Source organism: Pseudomonas hydrolytica, assembly GCF_021495345.1.
Classification (GTDB): Bacteria; Pseudomonadota; Gammaproteobacteria; order Pseudomonadales; family Pseudomonadaceae; genus Aquipseudomonas; species Aquipseudomonas hydrolytica.
This window is the reverse complement of record NZ_CP099397.1, coordinates 986,284-1,000,031: the sequence shown is the minus strand read 5'-3', so window position 1 is coordinate 1,000,031 and position 13,748 is coordinate 986,284. Positions and strand designations below refer to the sequence as shown.

Annotated in this window: 17 protein-coding genes; 11 read left to right on the top strand and 6 right to left on the bottom strand. The window is 64.2% G+C overall.

Features of this window, described 5'->3' with window-relative positions; all coding sequences use genetic code 11:
• Positions 1 to 9: 9 nt before the first annotated feature.
• From mlaD to L1F06_RS04505, 3 genes are read right to left on the bottom strand one after another with little or no spacing between them, the layout of a single operon-like run.
• Positions 10 to 480: an outer membrane lipid asymmetry maintenance protein MlaD gene (gene mlaD / locus L1F06_RS04515; protein ID WP_003242905.1), complete on the bottom strand. Its 471-nt coding sequence runs from the start codon at positions 478 to 480 to the stop codon at positions 10 to 12.
• Complete coding sequence (gene mlaE / locus L1F06_RS04510; RefSeq protein WP_003242901.1) at positions 480 to 1,277, bottom strand: lipid asymmetry maintenance ABC transporter permease subunit MlaE; 798 nt, start codon at positions 1,275 to 1,277, stop codon at positions 480 to 482. Before mlaE ends, mlaD begins: the two co-directional genes overlap by 1 nt.
• Positions 1,277 to 2,086, bottom strand: a complete 810-nt coding sequence (locus L1F06_RS04505) for an ATP-binding cassette domain-containing protein (protein WP_003242899.1) — start codon at positions 2,084 to 2,086, stop codon at positions 1,277 to 1,279. Before L1F06_RS04505 ends, mlaE begins: the two co-directional genes overlap by 1 nt.
• Before the next feature lie 245 nt (positions 2,087 to 2,331).
• On the opposite strand from L1F06_RS04505, the gene L1F06_RS04500 reads away from it, so the two are divergent.
• The 10 genes from L1F06_RS04500 to L1F06_RS04455 all read left to right on the top strand — a co-directional run bounded on the left by L1F06_RS04500 (position 2,332) and on the right by L1F06_RS04455 (position 9,320).
• Positions 2,332 to 3,306 (top strand): KpsF/GutQ family sugar-phosphate isomerase, encoded by a 975-nt coding sequence (locus tag L1F06_RS04500; RefSeq protein WP_003242897.1) that lies wholly within the window; start codon positions 2,332 to 2,334, stop codon positions 3,304 to 3,306.
• Positions 3,306 to 3,827 carry a KdsC family phosphatase gene (locus L1F06_RS04495; RefSeq protein WP_003242895.1) on the top strand — a complete coding sequence of 174 codons (522 nt, stop codon included), beginning with the start codon at positions 3,306 to 3,308 and terminating at the stop codon, positions 3,825 to 3,827. Before L1F06_RS04500 ends, L1F06_RS04495 begins: the two co-directional genes overlap by 1 nt.
• Before the next feature lie 8 nt (positions 3,828 to 3,835).
• A complete protein-coding gene (gene lptC, locus L1F06_RS04490; RefSeq protein WP_129482905.1) occupies positions 3,836 to 4,402 on the top strand; it encodes an LPS export ABC transporter periplasmic protein LptC in 567 nt (188 codons plus the stop codon).
• Complete coding sequence (gene lptA, locus L1F06_RS04485) at positions 4,389 to 4,934, top strand: lipopolysaccharide transport periplasmic protein LptA (RefSeq protein WP_003242879.1); 546 nt, start codon at positions 4,389 to 4,391, stop codon at positions 4,932 to 4,934. The genes lptC and lptA overlap by 14 nt, the downstream gene beginning before the upstream one ends.
• Complete coding sequence (lptB, locus tag L1F06_RS04480; protein WP_003242877.1) at positions 4,934 to 5,659, top strand: LPS export ABC transporter ATP-binding protein; 726 nt, start codon at positions 4,934 to 4,936, stop codon at positions 5,657 to 5,659. The genes lptA and lptB overlap by 1 nt, the downstream gene beginning before the upstream one ends.
• Positions 5,660 to 5,795: 136 nt before the next feature.
• Positions 5,796 to 7,289: an RNA polymerase factor sigma-54 gene (locus L1F06_RS04475; RefSeq protein WP_129482904.1), complete on the top strand. Its 1,494-nt coding sequence runs from the start codon at positions 5,796 to 5,798 to the stop codon at positions 7,287 to 7,289.
• A gap of 98 nt (positions 7,290 to 7,387) precedes the next feature.
• On the top strand, positions 7,388 to 7,696 hold the full coding sequence (gene hpf / locus L1F06_RS04470; RefSeq protein ID WP_003242873.1) for a ribosome hibernation-promoting factor, HPF/YfiA family: 309 nt from the start codon (positions 7,388 to 7,390) through the stop codon (positions 7,694 to 7,696).
• 12 nt (positions 7,697 to 7,708) lie between these two features.
• The gene (gene ptsN, locus L1F06_RS04465; protein WP_003242870.1) at positions 7,709 to 8,173 is read left to right on the top strand and encodes a PTS IIA-like nitrogen regulatory protein PtsN; all 465 of its coding nucleotides are present in this window, start codon (positions 7,709 to 7,711) and stop codon (positions 8,171 to 8,173) included.
• Between the two features lie 2 nt (positions 8,174 to 8,175).
• Positions 8,176 to 9,033: an RNase adapter RapZ gene (rapZ, locus tag L1F06_RS04460; protein ID WP_003242868.1), complete on the top strand. Its 858-nt coding sequence runs from the start codon at positions 8,176 to 8,178 to the stop codon at positions 9,031 to 9,033.
• A 14-nt stretch (positions 9,034 to 9,047) separates the two neighbouring features.
• A complete protein-coding gene (locus L1F06_RS04455) occupies positions 9,048 to 9,320 on the top strand; it encodes an HPr family phosphocarrier protein (protein ID WP_003242866.1) in 273 nt (90 codons plus the stop codon).
• A 53-nt stretch (positions 9,321 to 9,373) separates the two neighbouring features.
• Here L1F06_RS04455 and pmbA read toward each other — a convergent pair whose 3' ends face one another.
• Entirely contained in the window at positions 9,374 to 10,720 is a 1,347-nt protein-coding gene (pmbA, locus tag L1F06_RS04450) for a metalloprotease PmbA (protein WP_129482903.1), read from the bottom strand.
• Between the two features lie 116 nt (positions 10,721 to 10,836).
• Here pmbA and yjgA point away from each other — a divergent pair, with 116 nt between their 5' ends.
• Positions 10,837 to 11,355 carry a ribosome biogenesis factor YjgA gene (gene yjgA, locus L1F06_RS04445; RefSeq protein WP_003242862.1) on the top strand — a complete coding sequence of 173 codons (519 nt, stop codon included), beginning with the start codon at positions 10,837 to 10,839 and terminating at the stop codon, positions 11,353 to 11,355.
• Positions 11,356 to 11,428: 73 nt separating this feature from the next.
• Here yjgA and tldD read toward each other — a convergent pair whose 3' ends face one another.
• Positions 11,429 to 12,871, bottom strand: a complete 1,443-nt coding sequence (gene tldD / locus L1F06_RS04440) for a metalloprotease TldD (RefSeq protein ID WP_003242861.1) — start codon at positions 12,869 to 12,871, stop codon at positions 11,429 to 11,431.
• 2 nt (positions 12,872 to 12,873) lie between these two features.
• Positions 12,874 to 13,722 (bottom strand): carbon-nitrogen hydrolase family protein, encoded by an 849-nt coding sequence (locus tag L1F06_RS04435; RefSeq protein ID WP_041772808.1) that lies wholly within the window; start codon positions 13,720 to 13,722, stop codon positions 12,874 to 12,876.
• Between the last annotated feature and the right edge of the window lie 26 nt (positions 13,723 to 13,748).

The window sequence follows — 13,748 nt, the reverse complement described above, 5'->3', positions numbered from 1 at the left end:
GAGCCCTCATCAATTGGCTTCATCTTTATTGACCGAATTGAGCAGGAATTTGCCAATCAGGTCTTCCAGCACCAGCGAGGACTGGGTGTCGTGAATGGTGCCGCCATCCTTGAGCACCTCCTCGTCACCGCCGACGCTGATGCCGATGTATTTCTCGCCGAGCAGACCCGCGGTCAGAATCGACGCGGTGGAATCCTCGGGCAGGTTGTTGACGCTACCGTCGAGCTCCAGGGTCACCCGGCCCATGTAGCTGTCGCGATCCAGATCGATGGCGGTGACCTTGCCGATGGTCACACCGGCCATGGTCACCTTGGCGCGCACGGTGAGCCCGGCGATGTTGTCGAAGTAGGCATAGACCTTGTAGGTGTCGCCCGAGGTACCGACGCTCAGGCCGCTGACGCGCAGGGCCAGCAGCAGCAGGGCCAGCACACCGGCCATGAGGAACAGGCCGACACCAATCTCCAGCGTGCGGTTTTGCATCAGAAATCTCCAAACATCAAAGCGGTCAGAATGAAATCCAGGCCAAGCACGGCCAGCGAGGCATACACCACGGTACGCGTGGTCGCGCGGCTGATGCCTTCGGAAGTGGGCTCGCAGTCATAGCCCTGGAACACGGCGATCCAGGTCACCACGAAGGCGAAGACGATGCTCTTGATCACGCCGTTGAGCACGTCGTCATAAAAGGAAACACTGTTCTGCATGTTGGACCAGAACGAGCCCTCGTAGACACCCAGCCAGTCGACGGCGACCATCGCCCCACCCCAGATGCCGACGACACTGAAGATCATCGCCAGTAGCGGCATGGAGATGAAGCCGGCCCACAGGCGCGGCGCGATGATGTACTTGAGCGGGTCGACGCCGATCATTTCCAGGCTGGACAGCTGCTCGGTGGACTTCATGTTGCCGATTTCGGCGGTCAGCGCGGACCCCGCGCGACCGGCGAACAGCAATGCGGTGACCACCGGTCCCAGTTCGCGCAGCAGGGTCAGGGCGACCATCTGCCCCACCGCCTGCTCGGAGCCGTAGCTGACCAGGATGTTGTAGCCCTGCAGGGCCAGTACCATGCCGATGAAAATGCCGGAAACGACGATGATCGCCAGGGACATCACGCCCACGGCGAACAGCTGCTTGATCAGCAGCTGCAGCGGCTTGCCGGCGCGACTGCGGCCGAACACCGCGCCGACGAGAAACAGCACCGAGCGCCCCAGGGTCGCCACCACATCGATACCCGCACGACCGAACAGACGCAGCCGTTCGAGCGGTGAAATTCTGCGCATCAACCTCTCCCCAACAGATCTTCGCGGTAGTCCGGTGCCGGATAATGGAACGGCACCGGACCATCCGGAGTGCCTTTCATGAACTGGCGAATGCGCGGGTTATCCGACTCCATCAGCTCGGCCGGCGTACCATGGCCCAGCACCTGGGCATCCCCGACCACGTAGATGTAGTCGGCGATGCTGGCGGTTTCCGCCAGATCGTGGGACACCACCACGCTGGTGATGCCCAAGGCATCGTTGAGCAGACGGATCAGCCGTACCAGCACGCCCATGGCAATGGGGTCCTGCCCGACGAAGGGCTCGTCGTACAGGAGAATCTGCGGATCGAGCGCGATGGCCCGGGCCAGCGCCACGCGGCGCTTCATGCCACCGGACAGCTCGTCGGGCATCAGCTCCAGCGCACCGCGCAGACCAACGGCCTGCAGCTTCATCAGGACGATGTCGCGAATCATCTCTTCCGGCAGCTGGGTGTGCACGCGCAGCGGAAAGGCCACGTTCTCGAACACGTCGAGATCGGTGAACAGCGCACCACTCTGAAACAGCACGCCCATCTGCTTGCGCATGTCGAACAGTTCGTCACGCGACAGGCTCGGCAGATTGACGCCCGCCACCCGCACCTCGCCGGCGGACGGCCGCAGCTCGGCGGCGATCAGACGCAACAGCGTGGTCTTGCCGCAACCCGACGGCCCCATGATACCGGTGACCTTGCCGCGCGGAATGCGGATGTCGACCTTGTCGAAGATCGCCCGCGTACCGCGCTGAAAGCTGACGCCCTGCAACTCGATCGCGTACTCGTGCTCGGCGCTCATCTGAACTCCTTGAAAATCGGGCCTTCCTGGCAGACGCCCCCTCCACGAGCGAGGACACGCGCCAGCCAGAGGGGCAAAATGGCCGCGGACTATAGCATTTGCCGCTTATCGCGCCCAATAGCAGCCAGATACGGCGTTCAGACTTGCGACAGCTTCGGCATGACGCTGCGCTTCAGCAAAGGTGAGCGCGATCATCTTTTCCGTTTATAATCCCCGTCTTTTTCGTCCGGCAGCCCCATTCGAGCATGAACCAGACCCGCGACCTGATTGATTCCGCACAGCGTACCATCCGCCTCGAACTCGAAGCGGTGCAGGAACTGCTGCCTCGCATCGACGCCAACTTCATCAAGGCCTGCGAACTGATTCTGGCCTGCAAGGGCCGCGTCGTGGTGGTCGGCATGGGTAAATCCGGACACATCGGCAACAAGATCGCCGCCACCCTGGCCAGCACCGGCACCACGTCCTTCTTCGTCCACCCGGCAGAAGCCAGCCATGGCGACATGGGCATGATCACCAAGGACGATATCGTTCTGGCCCTGTCCAACTCCGGAAGCACCGCGGAAATCGTCACCCTGCTGCCGCTGATCAAGCGTCTCGGCATCCGCCTGATCAGCATGACCGGCAACCCGGACTCGCCCCTGGCCAAGGCCGCCGAGGTCAATCTCGATGCCCGCGTGTCGCAGGAAGCCTGCCCGCTGAACCTGGCGCCGACCTCCTCAACCACCGCCAGCCTGGTGCTGGGCGACGCCCTGGCCATCGCCCTGCTGGAAGCGCGCGGCTTCACCGCGGAAGACTTCGCCTTCTCCCATCCCGGTGGCGCCCTCGGCCGCCGCCTGCTGCTCAAGGTGGAAAACGTCATGCACGCAGGCGACGCCCTGCCACGGGTGAATCGCGGTACCAGCCTGCGTGATGCGCTGCTGGAAATGACCCAGAAGGGCCTGGGCATGACCGTGGTGCTGGAAGCCGACGGCCGCCTCGCCGGCATCTTCACCGACGGCGATCTGCGCCGCACCTTGGACAAGGGCATCGACGTGCGCCAGGCCTCGATCGACGAGGTGATGACGCCGCACGGCAAGACCGCCCGCGCCGAAATGCTCGCCGCCGAGGCCCTGAAGATCATGGAAGACCACAAGATCAATGCGCTGGTGGTGGTGGACGACCAGGATCGACCGGTCGGCGCACTGAACATGCACGACCTGCTGCGCGCGGGGGTGATGTGATGAACGACCTGCTGCAGCGTGCCCGCGCGGTGAAACTGGCGGTGTTCGACGTCGATGGCGTGCTCACCGACGGCCGCCTGTACTTCCTCGAAGACGGCAGCGAGTTCAAGACCTTCAATACGCTCGACGGCCACGGCATCAAGATGCTGATCAACTCCGGCGTGCGCACCGCCATCATCAGCGGGCGCAAGACCCCGGTGGTCGAGCGCCGCGCCAACAACCTGGGCATCCAGCACCTGTTCCAGGGCCGCGAAGACAAGCTGGTCGTTCTCGACGGTCTGCTCGCCGAACTCGGCCTAAGCTATGAGCAGGTCGCCTATCTGGGCGACGACCTGCCGGATCTTCCGGTGATGCGCCGGGTCGGACTGGGCATGGCCGTGGCCAGCGCCGACAGCTTCGTGCGCCAGCACGCTCATGGGGTGACCCAGGCGCGTGGCGGCGATGGCGCGGCGCGGGAATTCTGCGAACTGATCATGCGTGCCCAGGGCACGCTGGATGCGGCCCAGGCCGCCTACCTGTAGAGAACAGCATGCCGCGCAAAATCCTCAACACCCTGATCTTTGCCCTGATCGCCGTGATCGTGGCGGCGCTCGGCTACTGGAACATCGCTCCGGACAGCACGCGCCGGACCCAGCAGAGCAATCACGAGCAGGCCATCGACTTCTACGTGATCGGCGCACGCTCCGTGCAATATCAGGACGACGGCAAACTGCACTACCGCATGACCGCCGACAAGCTCGAGCACATCAAGAGCACCGACATCACTCTTATCGAAATGCCCAAGCTGGATCTCTACCGCGGCGACGAACTGCCCTGGAACGTCACCAGCAAGCGTGCCGAGGTCTCGCCCGGCGGCGTCGAGGTAGAACTGATCGACGACGTGCGCATTGCCCGCACAGACGCCAAGAATCGCCCGACCATCATCACCAGCAGCCGCATGACCGTTATTCCCGACAAGGAATATGCGCAGACCGAGCAAGCCGTTAGAATCGTCGCGGCCAACGGGGTGACCACGGCACAAGGAATGAAAGCGTATTTGAATGACGGCAGGATGCTCCTGCAGTCCAACGTAAGAGGCCAGCATGAGGTTCGTTAACACCCTCCCCCTGATTCTCGCCCTCGGCGCCGCATTGGGAAGCGCGAGCGCCTGGGCTCTGCCGTCCGACCGCAACCAGCCCATTCGCATCCAGGCCGACAGCGCCGAACTGGATGACAAGCAGGGCGTGGCGGTGTACCGCGGCGACGTGATCATCACTCAGGGCACCCTGAAGATCACCGGCGACACCGTGACCATCACCCAGACCGCCAGCGGCGACATCGACGTCTTCACCTCGGTGGGCAACCTTGCCTATTACGAGCAGAAGCCGGCAGTGGACAAGGAAATCGTCAAGGCCTACGGCCGTACCATCCAGTATTTCGCCAGCAACGAACGCATCGTGCTGATCGATCAGGCCAAGGTGATCCAGGAAGGCAATACCTTCGAAGGCGAGAAGATCGTCTACGACACCCGTCGCCAGATCGTCAACGCCGGCCGCGCCACTGGCGGCAATGTCAGCACGCCGCGTCCGCGCATCGACATGGTCATCCAGCCGAAGAACAAACCCGCGGACCAGCAGGCAGAGCAGTAATGGCCATTCTCAAAGCCCAACACCTGGCGAAAAGCTACAAGAGCCGCCAGGTCGTGCGCGACGTCAGCCTGAGCATCGAAAGCGGCCAGATCGTCGGCCTGCTTGGCCCCAACGGCGCCGGCAAGACCACCTGCTTCTACATGATCGTCGGCCTGGTACGCGCCGATCAGGGCCGCGTGCTGATCGACGACCTCGACGTCAGCCATCAGCCGATGCACGGTCGCGCCCGTGCCGGCATCGGTTATCTGCCGCAGGAAGCCTCGATCTTTCGCAAGCTGTCGGTGACCGACAACATCATGGCGATCCTTGAGACGCGCAAGGACCTGGACCGCGCCGGGCGTCAGGCAGAGCTGGAGAACCTGCTGCAGGAGTTCCACATCCACCATATCGCCGACAGCCTGGGCATGAGCCTGTCCGGCGGCGAGCGGCGCCGCGTGGAAATCGCCCGCGCCCTGGCCACCAACCCCAAGTTCATCCTGCTCGACGAGCCCTTTGCCGGCGTCGACCCGATCTCGGTGGGCGACATCAAGCAGATCATCCATCACCTCAAGGCCAAGGGCATCGGCATCCTGATCACCGATCACAACGTGCGCGAAACCCTGGATATCTGCGAAACCGCCTATATCGTCAACGATGGCCAGCTGATCGCCGAGGGCGATGCGCAGACCATCCTCGCCAACCAGACGGTGAAAGAGGTTTACCTGGGCCACGAGTTCCGCCTGTAGGCTGCCCGCTGTTTCGCTACAGAAATATGGCAGCCTCTAGGCAAAGCCCAGAAGTTCAGGCATATAATTTGCTTCCTGGCGGCGCTTCGGCGCCCTGATGTGGAAGGCGTAACTCGCCAGTAAATTAAGGTCTGCAATGAAACCATCGCTAGTCCTCAAGATGGGCCAGCAGCTGACGATGACCCCGCAGCTGCAACAGGCTATCCGCCTCCTCCAGTTGTCGACCCTGGACCTGCAACAGGAAATCCAGGAAGCCCTGGAATCCAACCCCATGCTCGAGCGCCAGGAAGACGGCGACGACTTCGACAACAGCGACCCCATGGCCGACGGCGCAGAGAGCGCCCCCCCTTCCCCGGCCAAGGAAGAGAGCTACCAGGAAACCGCGCCGACGGTGGACAACCTGGAAGAGGGCGAATGGGGCGAACGCATCCCCAACGAGCTGCCGGTCGACACCGCCTGGGAAGACATCTACCAGACCAGCGCCAGCAGCCTGCCGAGCAATGACGACGACGAGTGGGATTTCACCACCCGTACTTCCAGCGGCGAGAGCCTGCAGAGCCATCTGCTCTGGCAGCTGAACCTGGCCCCCATGTCGGACAAGGACCGGCTGATCGCCGCCACCCTGATCGACTGCATCAACAACGACGGCTACCTGGAAGAATCGCTCGAAGAAGTCACCGACTCCTTCGACCCCGAGCTGGACATCGAGCTGGACGAAGTGGAAGTGGTGCTGCACCGCATCCAGCAGTTCGAACCCGCCGGCATCGGCGCGCGCAACCTGCGTGAATGCCTGCTGCTGCAACTGCGCCAGCTGCCCGCCAAAACACCCTGGCTCAGTGAAACCCAGCGCGTGGTCAGCGACTATCTGGAACTGCTCGGCAGCCGCGACTACGCCCAGCTGATGCGCCGCACCAAACTCAAGGAAGACGAGCTCAAGCAGGTCATCGACCTGATCCAGCGCCTCAATCCGCGCCCGGGTTCGCAGATCGAATCCAGCGAGCCGGAATACGTGGTGCCGGACGTGATCGTACGCAAGCACAACGACCGCTGGCTGGTGGAACTGAACCAGGAGGCGATGCCGCGCCTGCGCGTCAACCCGCAGTATGCCGGCTTCGTCAAACGCGCCGACTCCAGCGCCGACAACACCTTCATGCGCAATCAGTTGCAGGAGGCGCGCTGGTTCATCAAGAGCCTGCAGAGCCGCAACGAGACGCTGATGAAGGTGGCCACGCAGATCGTCGAGCATCAGCGCGGCTTCCTCGACTATGGCGACGAGGCGATGAAGCCTCTGGTTCTGCACGATATCGCCGAGGCGGTGGGCATGCACGAGTCGACCATCTCACGCGTCACCACACAGAAGTTCATGCACACCCCGCGTGGCATTTACGAGCTGAAATATTTCTTCTCCAGCCATGTCAGCACCTCCGAGGGCGGCGAATGCTCGTCCACCGCGATCCGCGCCATCATCAAGAAACTGGTCGCCGCAGAAAACGCGAAAAAGCCGTTGAGCGACAGCAAGATCGCTGGTTTACTGGAGGCACAAGGCATCCAAGTCGCCCGTCGGACGGTCGCCAAGTACCGCGAGTCCCTCGGCATAGCGCCCTCCAGTGAGCGCAAGCGACTGATGTAGGCCAGATCGACTGGAGACCCCAGGTCCCAGGCCAACGTGTTCCGGCGGCGGGTCGCACATGACCCGTCTCTTACACAAGGCAACAAGGAGAAAGCGGTATGCAAGTCAACATCAGTGGACATCAGCTGGATGTGACCGACGCCCTGCGTGACTATATCGGCGAGAAACTGGGCCGACTGGAACGCCACTTCGACAAGATCACCAACGTTCAGGTGACCATGGAGGTCGAGAAACTCAAGCAGAAGATCGAAGCCACCCTGCACGTCGCCGGCGGCGAAGTCGTCGCCAACGCAGAACACCAGGACATGTACGCAGCCATCGACCTGCTGGCCGACAAACTCGACCGTCAACTCATCAAGCACAAGGAAAAGCAGCTCGAACGCCTGCAAGGCGCCACGGCCCGCTGACATTCCCCATCCATGATCCGACTTGAAAACATCCTGACCCCCGGCCGTTCCCTGGTGAACGTGCCGGGCGGCAGCAAGAAACGCGTGCTCGAACAGATCGCCAACCTGGTGGCGCGCGACCTGCCCGACCTGGACGCCCAGGATATCTTCGAAAGCCTTATCGCCCGCGAGAAGCTCGGTTCCACCGGCTTCGGCAACGGCATCGCCATTCCCCACTGCCGCCTGGCCGGCTGCAGTGCTCCGATCAGCGCCGTGCTGCACCTGGAGACCGCCGTCGACTTCGACGCCATCGACGGTGCGCCGGTGGATCTGCTGTTCGTCCTGTTGGTACCGGAAGCGGCAACCGATGCCCATCTGGAGCTGCTGCGCCAGATCGCCAGCATGCTCGACCGTCAGGATGTACGTGAACGTCTGCGCCAGGCAGCGAGTGGCGGAGATCTCTACCAGGTGGTCGTGGACATTCAGAACGGTCTATAAGCATGCGCCTGATCATCGTCAGCGGTCGCTCCGGCTCGGGCAAGAGCACCGCCCTCGATGTACTTGAGGACAACGGTTTCTACTGCATCGACAACCTGCCTGCCGGCCTGTTGCCGGACCTGGCCGAACGCGCCCTGCTCAATACCGAGATGCTGCTGCCGCAGGTGGCCGTGTCGATCGATGCGCGCAACCTGCAGAGCCATCTGCGGCGTTTCCCCGAATTGCTCGAGCAGGTGCGCCAGCGCAATATCCGCTGCGACATTCTCTACCTCGACGCCGACGACGAGACGCTGCTCAAGCGCTTCTCGGAAACCCGCCGGCGTCACCCGCTGACCGACGAGAACCGCTCGCTGGCCGAAGCCATCGCCGACGAGACCCAGGTGCTGGCGCCCATCGTCGACCTGGCCGACCTGAAGATCGACACCACCCATCTCAACCTCTATCAGTTGCGTGACAGCCTCAAGCTGAGGCTGCTCAACCAGCCGGAACCGGGTACTGCCTTTCTCTTCGAGTCCTTTGGCTTCAAGCGTGGCATGCCGGTGGATGCCGACCTGGTGTTCGATGCCCGCTGCCTGCCGAACCCCTACTGGAAACCGGAGCTGCGCGATTTCTCCGGCCTGCAGCAGCCGGTGATCGACTACCTCGCCGCGCAACCGGAGGTGGAGGAAATGTATCAGGACATCCTCGCCTACCTGGAAAAATGGCTGCCGCGCTTTGCCGCCAGCAACCGCGCCTACGTGACCATCGCCATCGGCTGTACCGGCGGGCACCATCGCTCGGTGTACCTGGCCAATCGCCTCAGCCAGGCCCTGAAGAAACCGCTGAAGAACGTCCAGGTACGTCACCGCGACCTCAGCTAAGGAACCATGCCGCGATGCCTGCACGTGAAATCACCATCATCAACAAACTCGGCCTGCATGCTCGCGCGGCCGCCAAGTTCGTTGGCGTGGCCAGCGCCTACCCCTGCGAGGTACGCATCGGCCGCACCAGCGACAGTCTGGTGGACGGCAAGAGCATCATGGCGGTGATGATGCTGGCAGCCGGCAAGGGCACCCCGGTGCACCTGCACACCGAGGGCGAACGGGATCACGAGGCGCTGGAAGCACTGGTCGGGCTGATCGAGAACTACTTCGAGGAAGGCGAGTAAAGCTTCCAAAACGAACAAGGCCACCCGCGGGTGGCCTTGTCGTCTCTACCATCTCAACTGCCGGCGACGGTCATCTTCTCGATCAGTACCGACCCGGTGCAGATATTGCCGCGCCGTTCCAGGTCGCGCCCCACGGCAACGATCTGGCGGAACATGTCGCGCAGGTTGCCGGCGATGGTCACCTCCTGCACCGGGAACTGAATCTCGCCGTTCTCCACCCAGAAGCCTGCAGCCCCGCGCGAATAGTCGCCGGTGACCAGGTTCAGGCCCTGGCCCATCAGCTCGGTGACCAGCAGACCGCGCCCCATGCGGCGAAGCAGCGCCTGCTGGTCTTCATCGCCATGGGTGACGAACAGGTTGTGCACGCCGCCGGAGTTGGCCGTACTGGGCAGGCCGAGCTTGCGCCCGGAATAAGTGCCGAGCATGTAGGAAACCAGCTCGCCCTTCTCCACGAACGGCTTGGCATAGGTGGCCAGACCGTCGCCGTCGAAGGCTGCGCTGCCCAGCGCGCGTGGCAGGTGCGGACGCTCGTCCAGACTCAGCCACTCGGGGAACAGGCACTGGCCGAGGGCGCCTTCGAGGAAGGACGAGTGACGGTACAGATTGCCGCCGGAAATGGCTGCCAGCAGATGGCTGAACAGCCCGCCAGCCAGCTCGGCTGCGAACAGCACCGGTACCTCGCAGGTCGGGACCGGCCGTGCGCCGAGGCGGCTGACCGCGCGCTCGGCCGCGCGCTGACCGATGCCCGCAGGATCGGCCAGCAGCTCGCCCTGGCGATTGACGTCGTACCAGTAGTCGCGCTGCATCTGCCCTTCGCCCTCGGCGATCATCACGCAGCTCAGGCTGTGGCGGGTGCTGGCGTAGCCGCCGATGAAGCCGTTGCTGTTGCCGTATACGCGGCAACCCTGGTGCGTGTTGAGGCTGGTGCCGTCGGCGTTCTTGATCCGCGCGTCGGCAGCGAAGGCGGCCGCCTCGCAGGCCAGTGCCTGCTCCACGGCCTGCTCCGGGGTGATCGACCAGGGGTGGTAGAGATCCAGCTCCGGCATGTCGCGGGCCATCAGCGCGGCGTCGGCAAGGCCCGCACACTCGTCTTCGCTGGCGTGCCTGGCGATGGCCAGGGCGGCAGCCACGGTTTCGCGGATGGCGGCCTCGCCAGTGGCCGAGGTACTCGCCGAACCCTTGCGCTGGCCGACATAGAGGGTGATGCCGAAGCCCTGGTCGCGATTGAACTCGACGGTTTCCACCTCGCCCTGGCGCACCGTGGTGGACAACCCCTGGCCCGCGGAAACCGCCACTTCACAGGCGCTGGCGCCCTGCCGCGCGGCCTCGGCGAGAATCGCCTCGACCTGTTCCTGCAGCGCCGGCAAGGCCTGCGGCCCGATCCGTTCTACTTCACTCATAACCCACTCCTGATCCATGTATCGCGGGCGCCAGTGGCCCGCTCTCGACTGCCCGCCCACAGGCCGCCAGTCACGGTTGCTGCTATCATGGCGGCGTTTCCCTCTGGACCCACCCCATGTCTGATTCCTACGACGACTTCTCCCTGGAGAAGAGCAAATCCCAGGTCAAACGCGAACTGCATGCCCTGCAGGATCTCGGCGAGCGCCTGACCACGCTCAAGGCGGATCTGCTGGCCAAGCTGCCGCTGACCGATGCCCTGCGCCGTGCCCTGGCCGAAGCGCCGAAACACACCGCCAATGCCGCGCGCAAGCGTCATATCCAGTTCATCGGCAAGCTGATGCGTGAACAGGATATCGAGGCGATCCTCGCCCTGATCGACCAGGTGGACAGTTCCACCCGTGAATACAACGAGCGCTTCCACGCCCTGGAACGCTGGCGCGACCGCCTGATCGGCGAGGGCGACAGCGCGCTGGAAGGTTTCGTCGAGCTCTACCCCGACGCCGACCGCCAGCACCTGCGCGGGCTGATCCGTCATGCCCAGCACGAGGCTGCGCACAACAAGCCACCGGCCGCTGCGCGCAAGGTGTTCAAGTACATCCGCGAGCTGGACGAGATACAACGCGGTCTGCGCTGACTCCCCAGGGCATGTCCGGCGCCCGTCGGGCACGCCCCGCTCCGCTCACCCAGGTGCGCGTGCATCCCAGGATCTACGCGCCGGTTCCACCGACCGTGATCGCATCGATCTTCAGCGTCGGCTGACCGACACCCACCGGCACCGACTGGCCGTCCTTGCCACAGGTACCCACACCGCTGTCCAGGGCCAGGTCGTTGCCGACCATGGACACGCGGCTCATGGCCTCCGGACCGTTGCCGATCAGGGTGGCGCCTTTTACCGGCGCGGTGATCCTGCCGTCCTCGATCAGGTAGGCCTCGCTGGTGGAGAAGACGAACTTGCCGCTGGTGATGTCCACCTGACCGCCGCCCAGGTTGGCGCAGTAGATGCCCTTCTTCACCGAACGGATGATCTCCTCCGGGTCGCTCTCGCCGGCCAGCATGTAGGTGTTGGTCATGCGCGGCATCGGCAGGTGCGCGTAGGATTCGCGGCGACCGTTGCCGGTGGCGGCAACGCCCATCAGGCGGGCGTTGAGCTTGTCCTGCATGTAGCCCTTGAGCACGCCGTTTTCGATCAGCGTGGTGCACTGGGTCGGGGTGCCCTCGTCATCGACGCTGAGCGAGCCACGTCGCCCGGCTAGGGTGCCGTCGTCGACGATGGTGCACAGGCTGGAAGCGACCTTCTGGCCGACCTGGCCGCTGTAGGCCGAGCTGCCCTTGCGGTTGAAATCGCCCTCCAGGCCGTGGCCGACCGCTTCGTGCAGCAGCACGCCGGACCAGCCGGCGCCCATCACCACCGGCAGCGTGCCGGCCGGCGCGGGGATCGCCTCCAGGTTGACCAGCGCCTGGCGCAGGGCCTCGCGGGCGTAGCCCATGGCGCGATCCTCTTCGAGGAAGTAACGGTAGTCGGTACGCCCGCCACCGCCGTGGCCGCCGCGCTCGCGACGACCGTTCTGCTCGACGATGACGCTGACGTTGAAGCGCACCAGCGGACGGATGTCGGCGCTCAGGCTGCCGTCATGAGCGGCCACCAGGATGCGGTCCCAGACCCCGGCCAGGCTCACCGTGACCTGCTTGATGCGCGGGTCCAGCGCGCGCGTGGCGCGGTCGATCCGCTTGAGCAGCTCGACCTTCTCGGCACGCTCCAGCACATCCAGCGGGTTGCCTTCGGCATACAGCTGGGTCACCTGAGGGCTGGCGAAGGCCTGCACGCGGCCCTGCTGGCCGGCGCGGGAGATGGAGCGGGCGGCGCGCGCCGCCTGGCTCAGCGCATCGAGGCTGATCGCATTGCTGTAGGCGAAACCGGTCTTCTCACCGGACTGGGCACGCACGCCAACCCCCTGATCGAGGTTGAAACTGCCTTCCTTGACGATGCCGTCCTCAAGCACCCAGGTTTCCGAAATCTGGCTCTGGAAGTACAGATCGGCGGCATCGATGCCTGGCCCTGCGACTTCGCCCAGCACGCTGCTGAGGCTGTCGAGCGTCAGCTCGCCGGGGGCGAGCAGGTGCTCGCTGACGGATTGCAACATCGTATTCATGGTCACTCCACAACGATCGGACGCGGCACGTCCGACAAGAAAAATCGGCGGTGCTGCTGCACCGGCATGCGTTGGCGGATAGCCGCCTGCTCGGCGGCATCGCGGGCGGCCAGCAGGGCGCCCTCGCCCTGATCCTGCTCCACCAGCACCGTTCCCCAGGGATCGATGATCGCCGAATGGCCGAAGGTCAGACGCTGCCCCGGATGCTCGCCGCCCTGCCCCGCTGCCAATATGTAGCACTGGGTCTCGATGGCTCGGGCCCGGGTCAGCACCTGCCAGTGGGCGGCCCCGGTCACGGCGGTGAAGGCCGCCGGCACGCTGATCAGCTCGGCGCCAGCCTCACGCAGTGCGCCGAACAGCTCGGGAAAGCGCAGGTCGTAGCACACCGTCAGGCCCAGGCGCCCAACCGGCGTGTCGGCCACCACCAGGCGCTGGCCATGAACGAAATCGTCCGACTCGCGGTAGCGGCCGCGGTTATCGGTCACGTCGACGTCGAACAGGTGCAGCTTGTCGTAGCGCGCCACGCGCTCGCCCTGCTCGTCGATCAGCAGCGAGCAGGCATGCGGCCTGCCTTGCGGTTCGTCATCCGGCGGCAGCGGCAAGGTGCCGGCCACTATCCATAAGCTGAGGTCGCGGGCGGCCTGTTTCAACCAGGGCAGGATCGGCCCTTCACCAGCGGCTTCGGCATGGCCGATGGCAGTGAGATCCCGGCGGCCCATGGCGGCGAAGTTCTCCGGCAGCACAACCAGGCGCGCACCGCCCTGGGCCGCACGCTCGAGCATGCGCCGGGCCAGGCGCAGATTGGATTGCACGTCGTCCTGGCTGACCATCTGGATCACAGCGAGATTCATGGGGCTACTCATCGGTTCTGATTGCC

Excerpts from the sequence above, each read along its gene's own strand:
- mlaD (WP_003242905.1), bottom strand. The coding sequence starts at position 480 with ATGCAAAACCGCACGCTGGAGATTGGTGTCGGCCTGTTCCTCATGGCC.
- mlaE (WP_003242901.1), bottom strand. The coding sequence starts at position 1,277 with ATGCGCAGAATTTCACCGCTCGAACGGCTGCGTCTGTTCGGTCGTGCG.
- L1F06_RS04505 (WP_003242899.1), bottom strand. The coding sequence starts at position 2,086 with ATGAGCGCCGAGCACGAGTACGCGATCGAGTTGCAGGGCGTCAGCTTT.
- L1F06_RS04500 (WP_003242897.1), top strand. The coding sequence starts at position 2,332 with ATGAACCAGACCCGCGACCTGATTGATTCCGCACAGCGTACCATCCGC.
- L1F06_RS04495 (WP_003242895.1), top strand. The coding sequence starts at position 3,306 with ATGAACGACCTGCTGCAGCGTGCCCGCGCGGTGAAACTGGCGGTGTTC.
- lptC (WP_129482905.1), top strand. The coding sequence starts at position 3,836 with ATGCCGCGCAAAATCCTCAACACCCTGATCTTTGCCCTGATCGCCGTG.
- lptA (WP_003242879.1), top strand. The coding sequence starts at position 4,389 with ATGAGGTTCGTTAACACCCTCCCCCTGATTCTCGCCCTCGGCGCCGCA.
- lptB (WP_003242877.1), top strand. The coding sequence starts at position 4,934 with ATGGCCATTCTCAAAGCCCAACACCTGGCGAAAAGCTACAAGAGCCGC.
- L1F06_RS04475 (WP_129482904.1), top strand. The coding sequence starts at position 5,796 with ATGAAACCATCGCTAGTCCTCAAGATGGGCCAGCAGCTGACGATGACC.
- hpf (WP_003242873.1), top strand. The coding sequence starts at position 7,388 with ATGCAAGTCAACATCAGTGGACATCAGCTGGATGTGACCGACGCCCTG.
- ptsN (WP_003242870.1), top strand. The coding sequence starts at position 7,709 with ATGATCCGACTTGAAAACATCCTGACCCCCGGCCGTTCCCTGGTGAAC.
- rapZ (WP_003242868.1), top strand. The coding sequence starts at position 8,176 with ATGCGCCTGATCATCGTCAGCGGTCGCTCCGGCTCGGGCAAGAGCACC.
- L1F06_RS04455 (WP_003242866.1), top strand. The coding sequence starts at position 9,048 with ATGCCTGCACGTGAAATCACCATCATCAACAAACTCGGCCTGCATGCT.
- pmbA (WP_129482903.1), bottom strand. The coding sequence starts at position 10,720 with ATGAGTGAAGTAGAACGGATCGGGCCGCAGGCCTTGCCGGCGCTGCAG.
- yjgA (WP_003242862.1), top strand. The coding sequence starts at position 10,837 with ATGTCTGATTCCTACGACGACTTCTCCCTGGAGAAGAGCAAATCCCAG.
- tldD (WP_003242861.1), bottom strand. The coding sequence starts at position 12,871 with ATGAATACGATGTTGCAATCCGTCAGCGAGCACCTGCTCGCCCCCGGC.
- L1F06_RS04435 (WP_041772808.1), bottom strand. The coding sequence starts at position 13,722 with ATGAATCTCGCTGTGATCCAGATGGTCAGCCAGGACGACGTGCAATCC.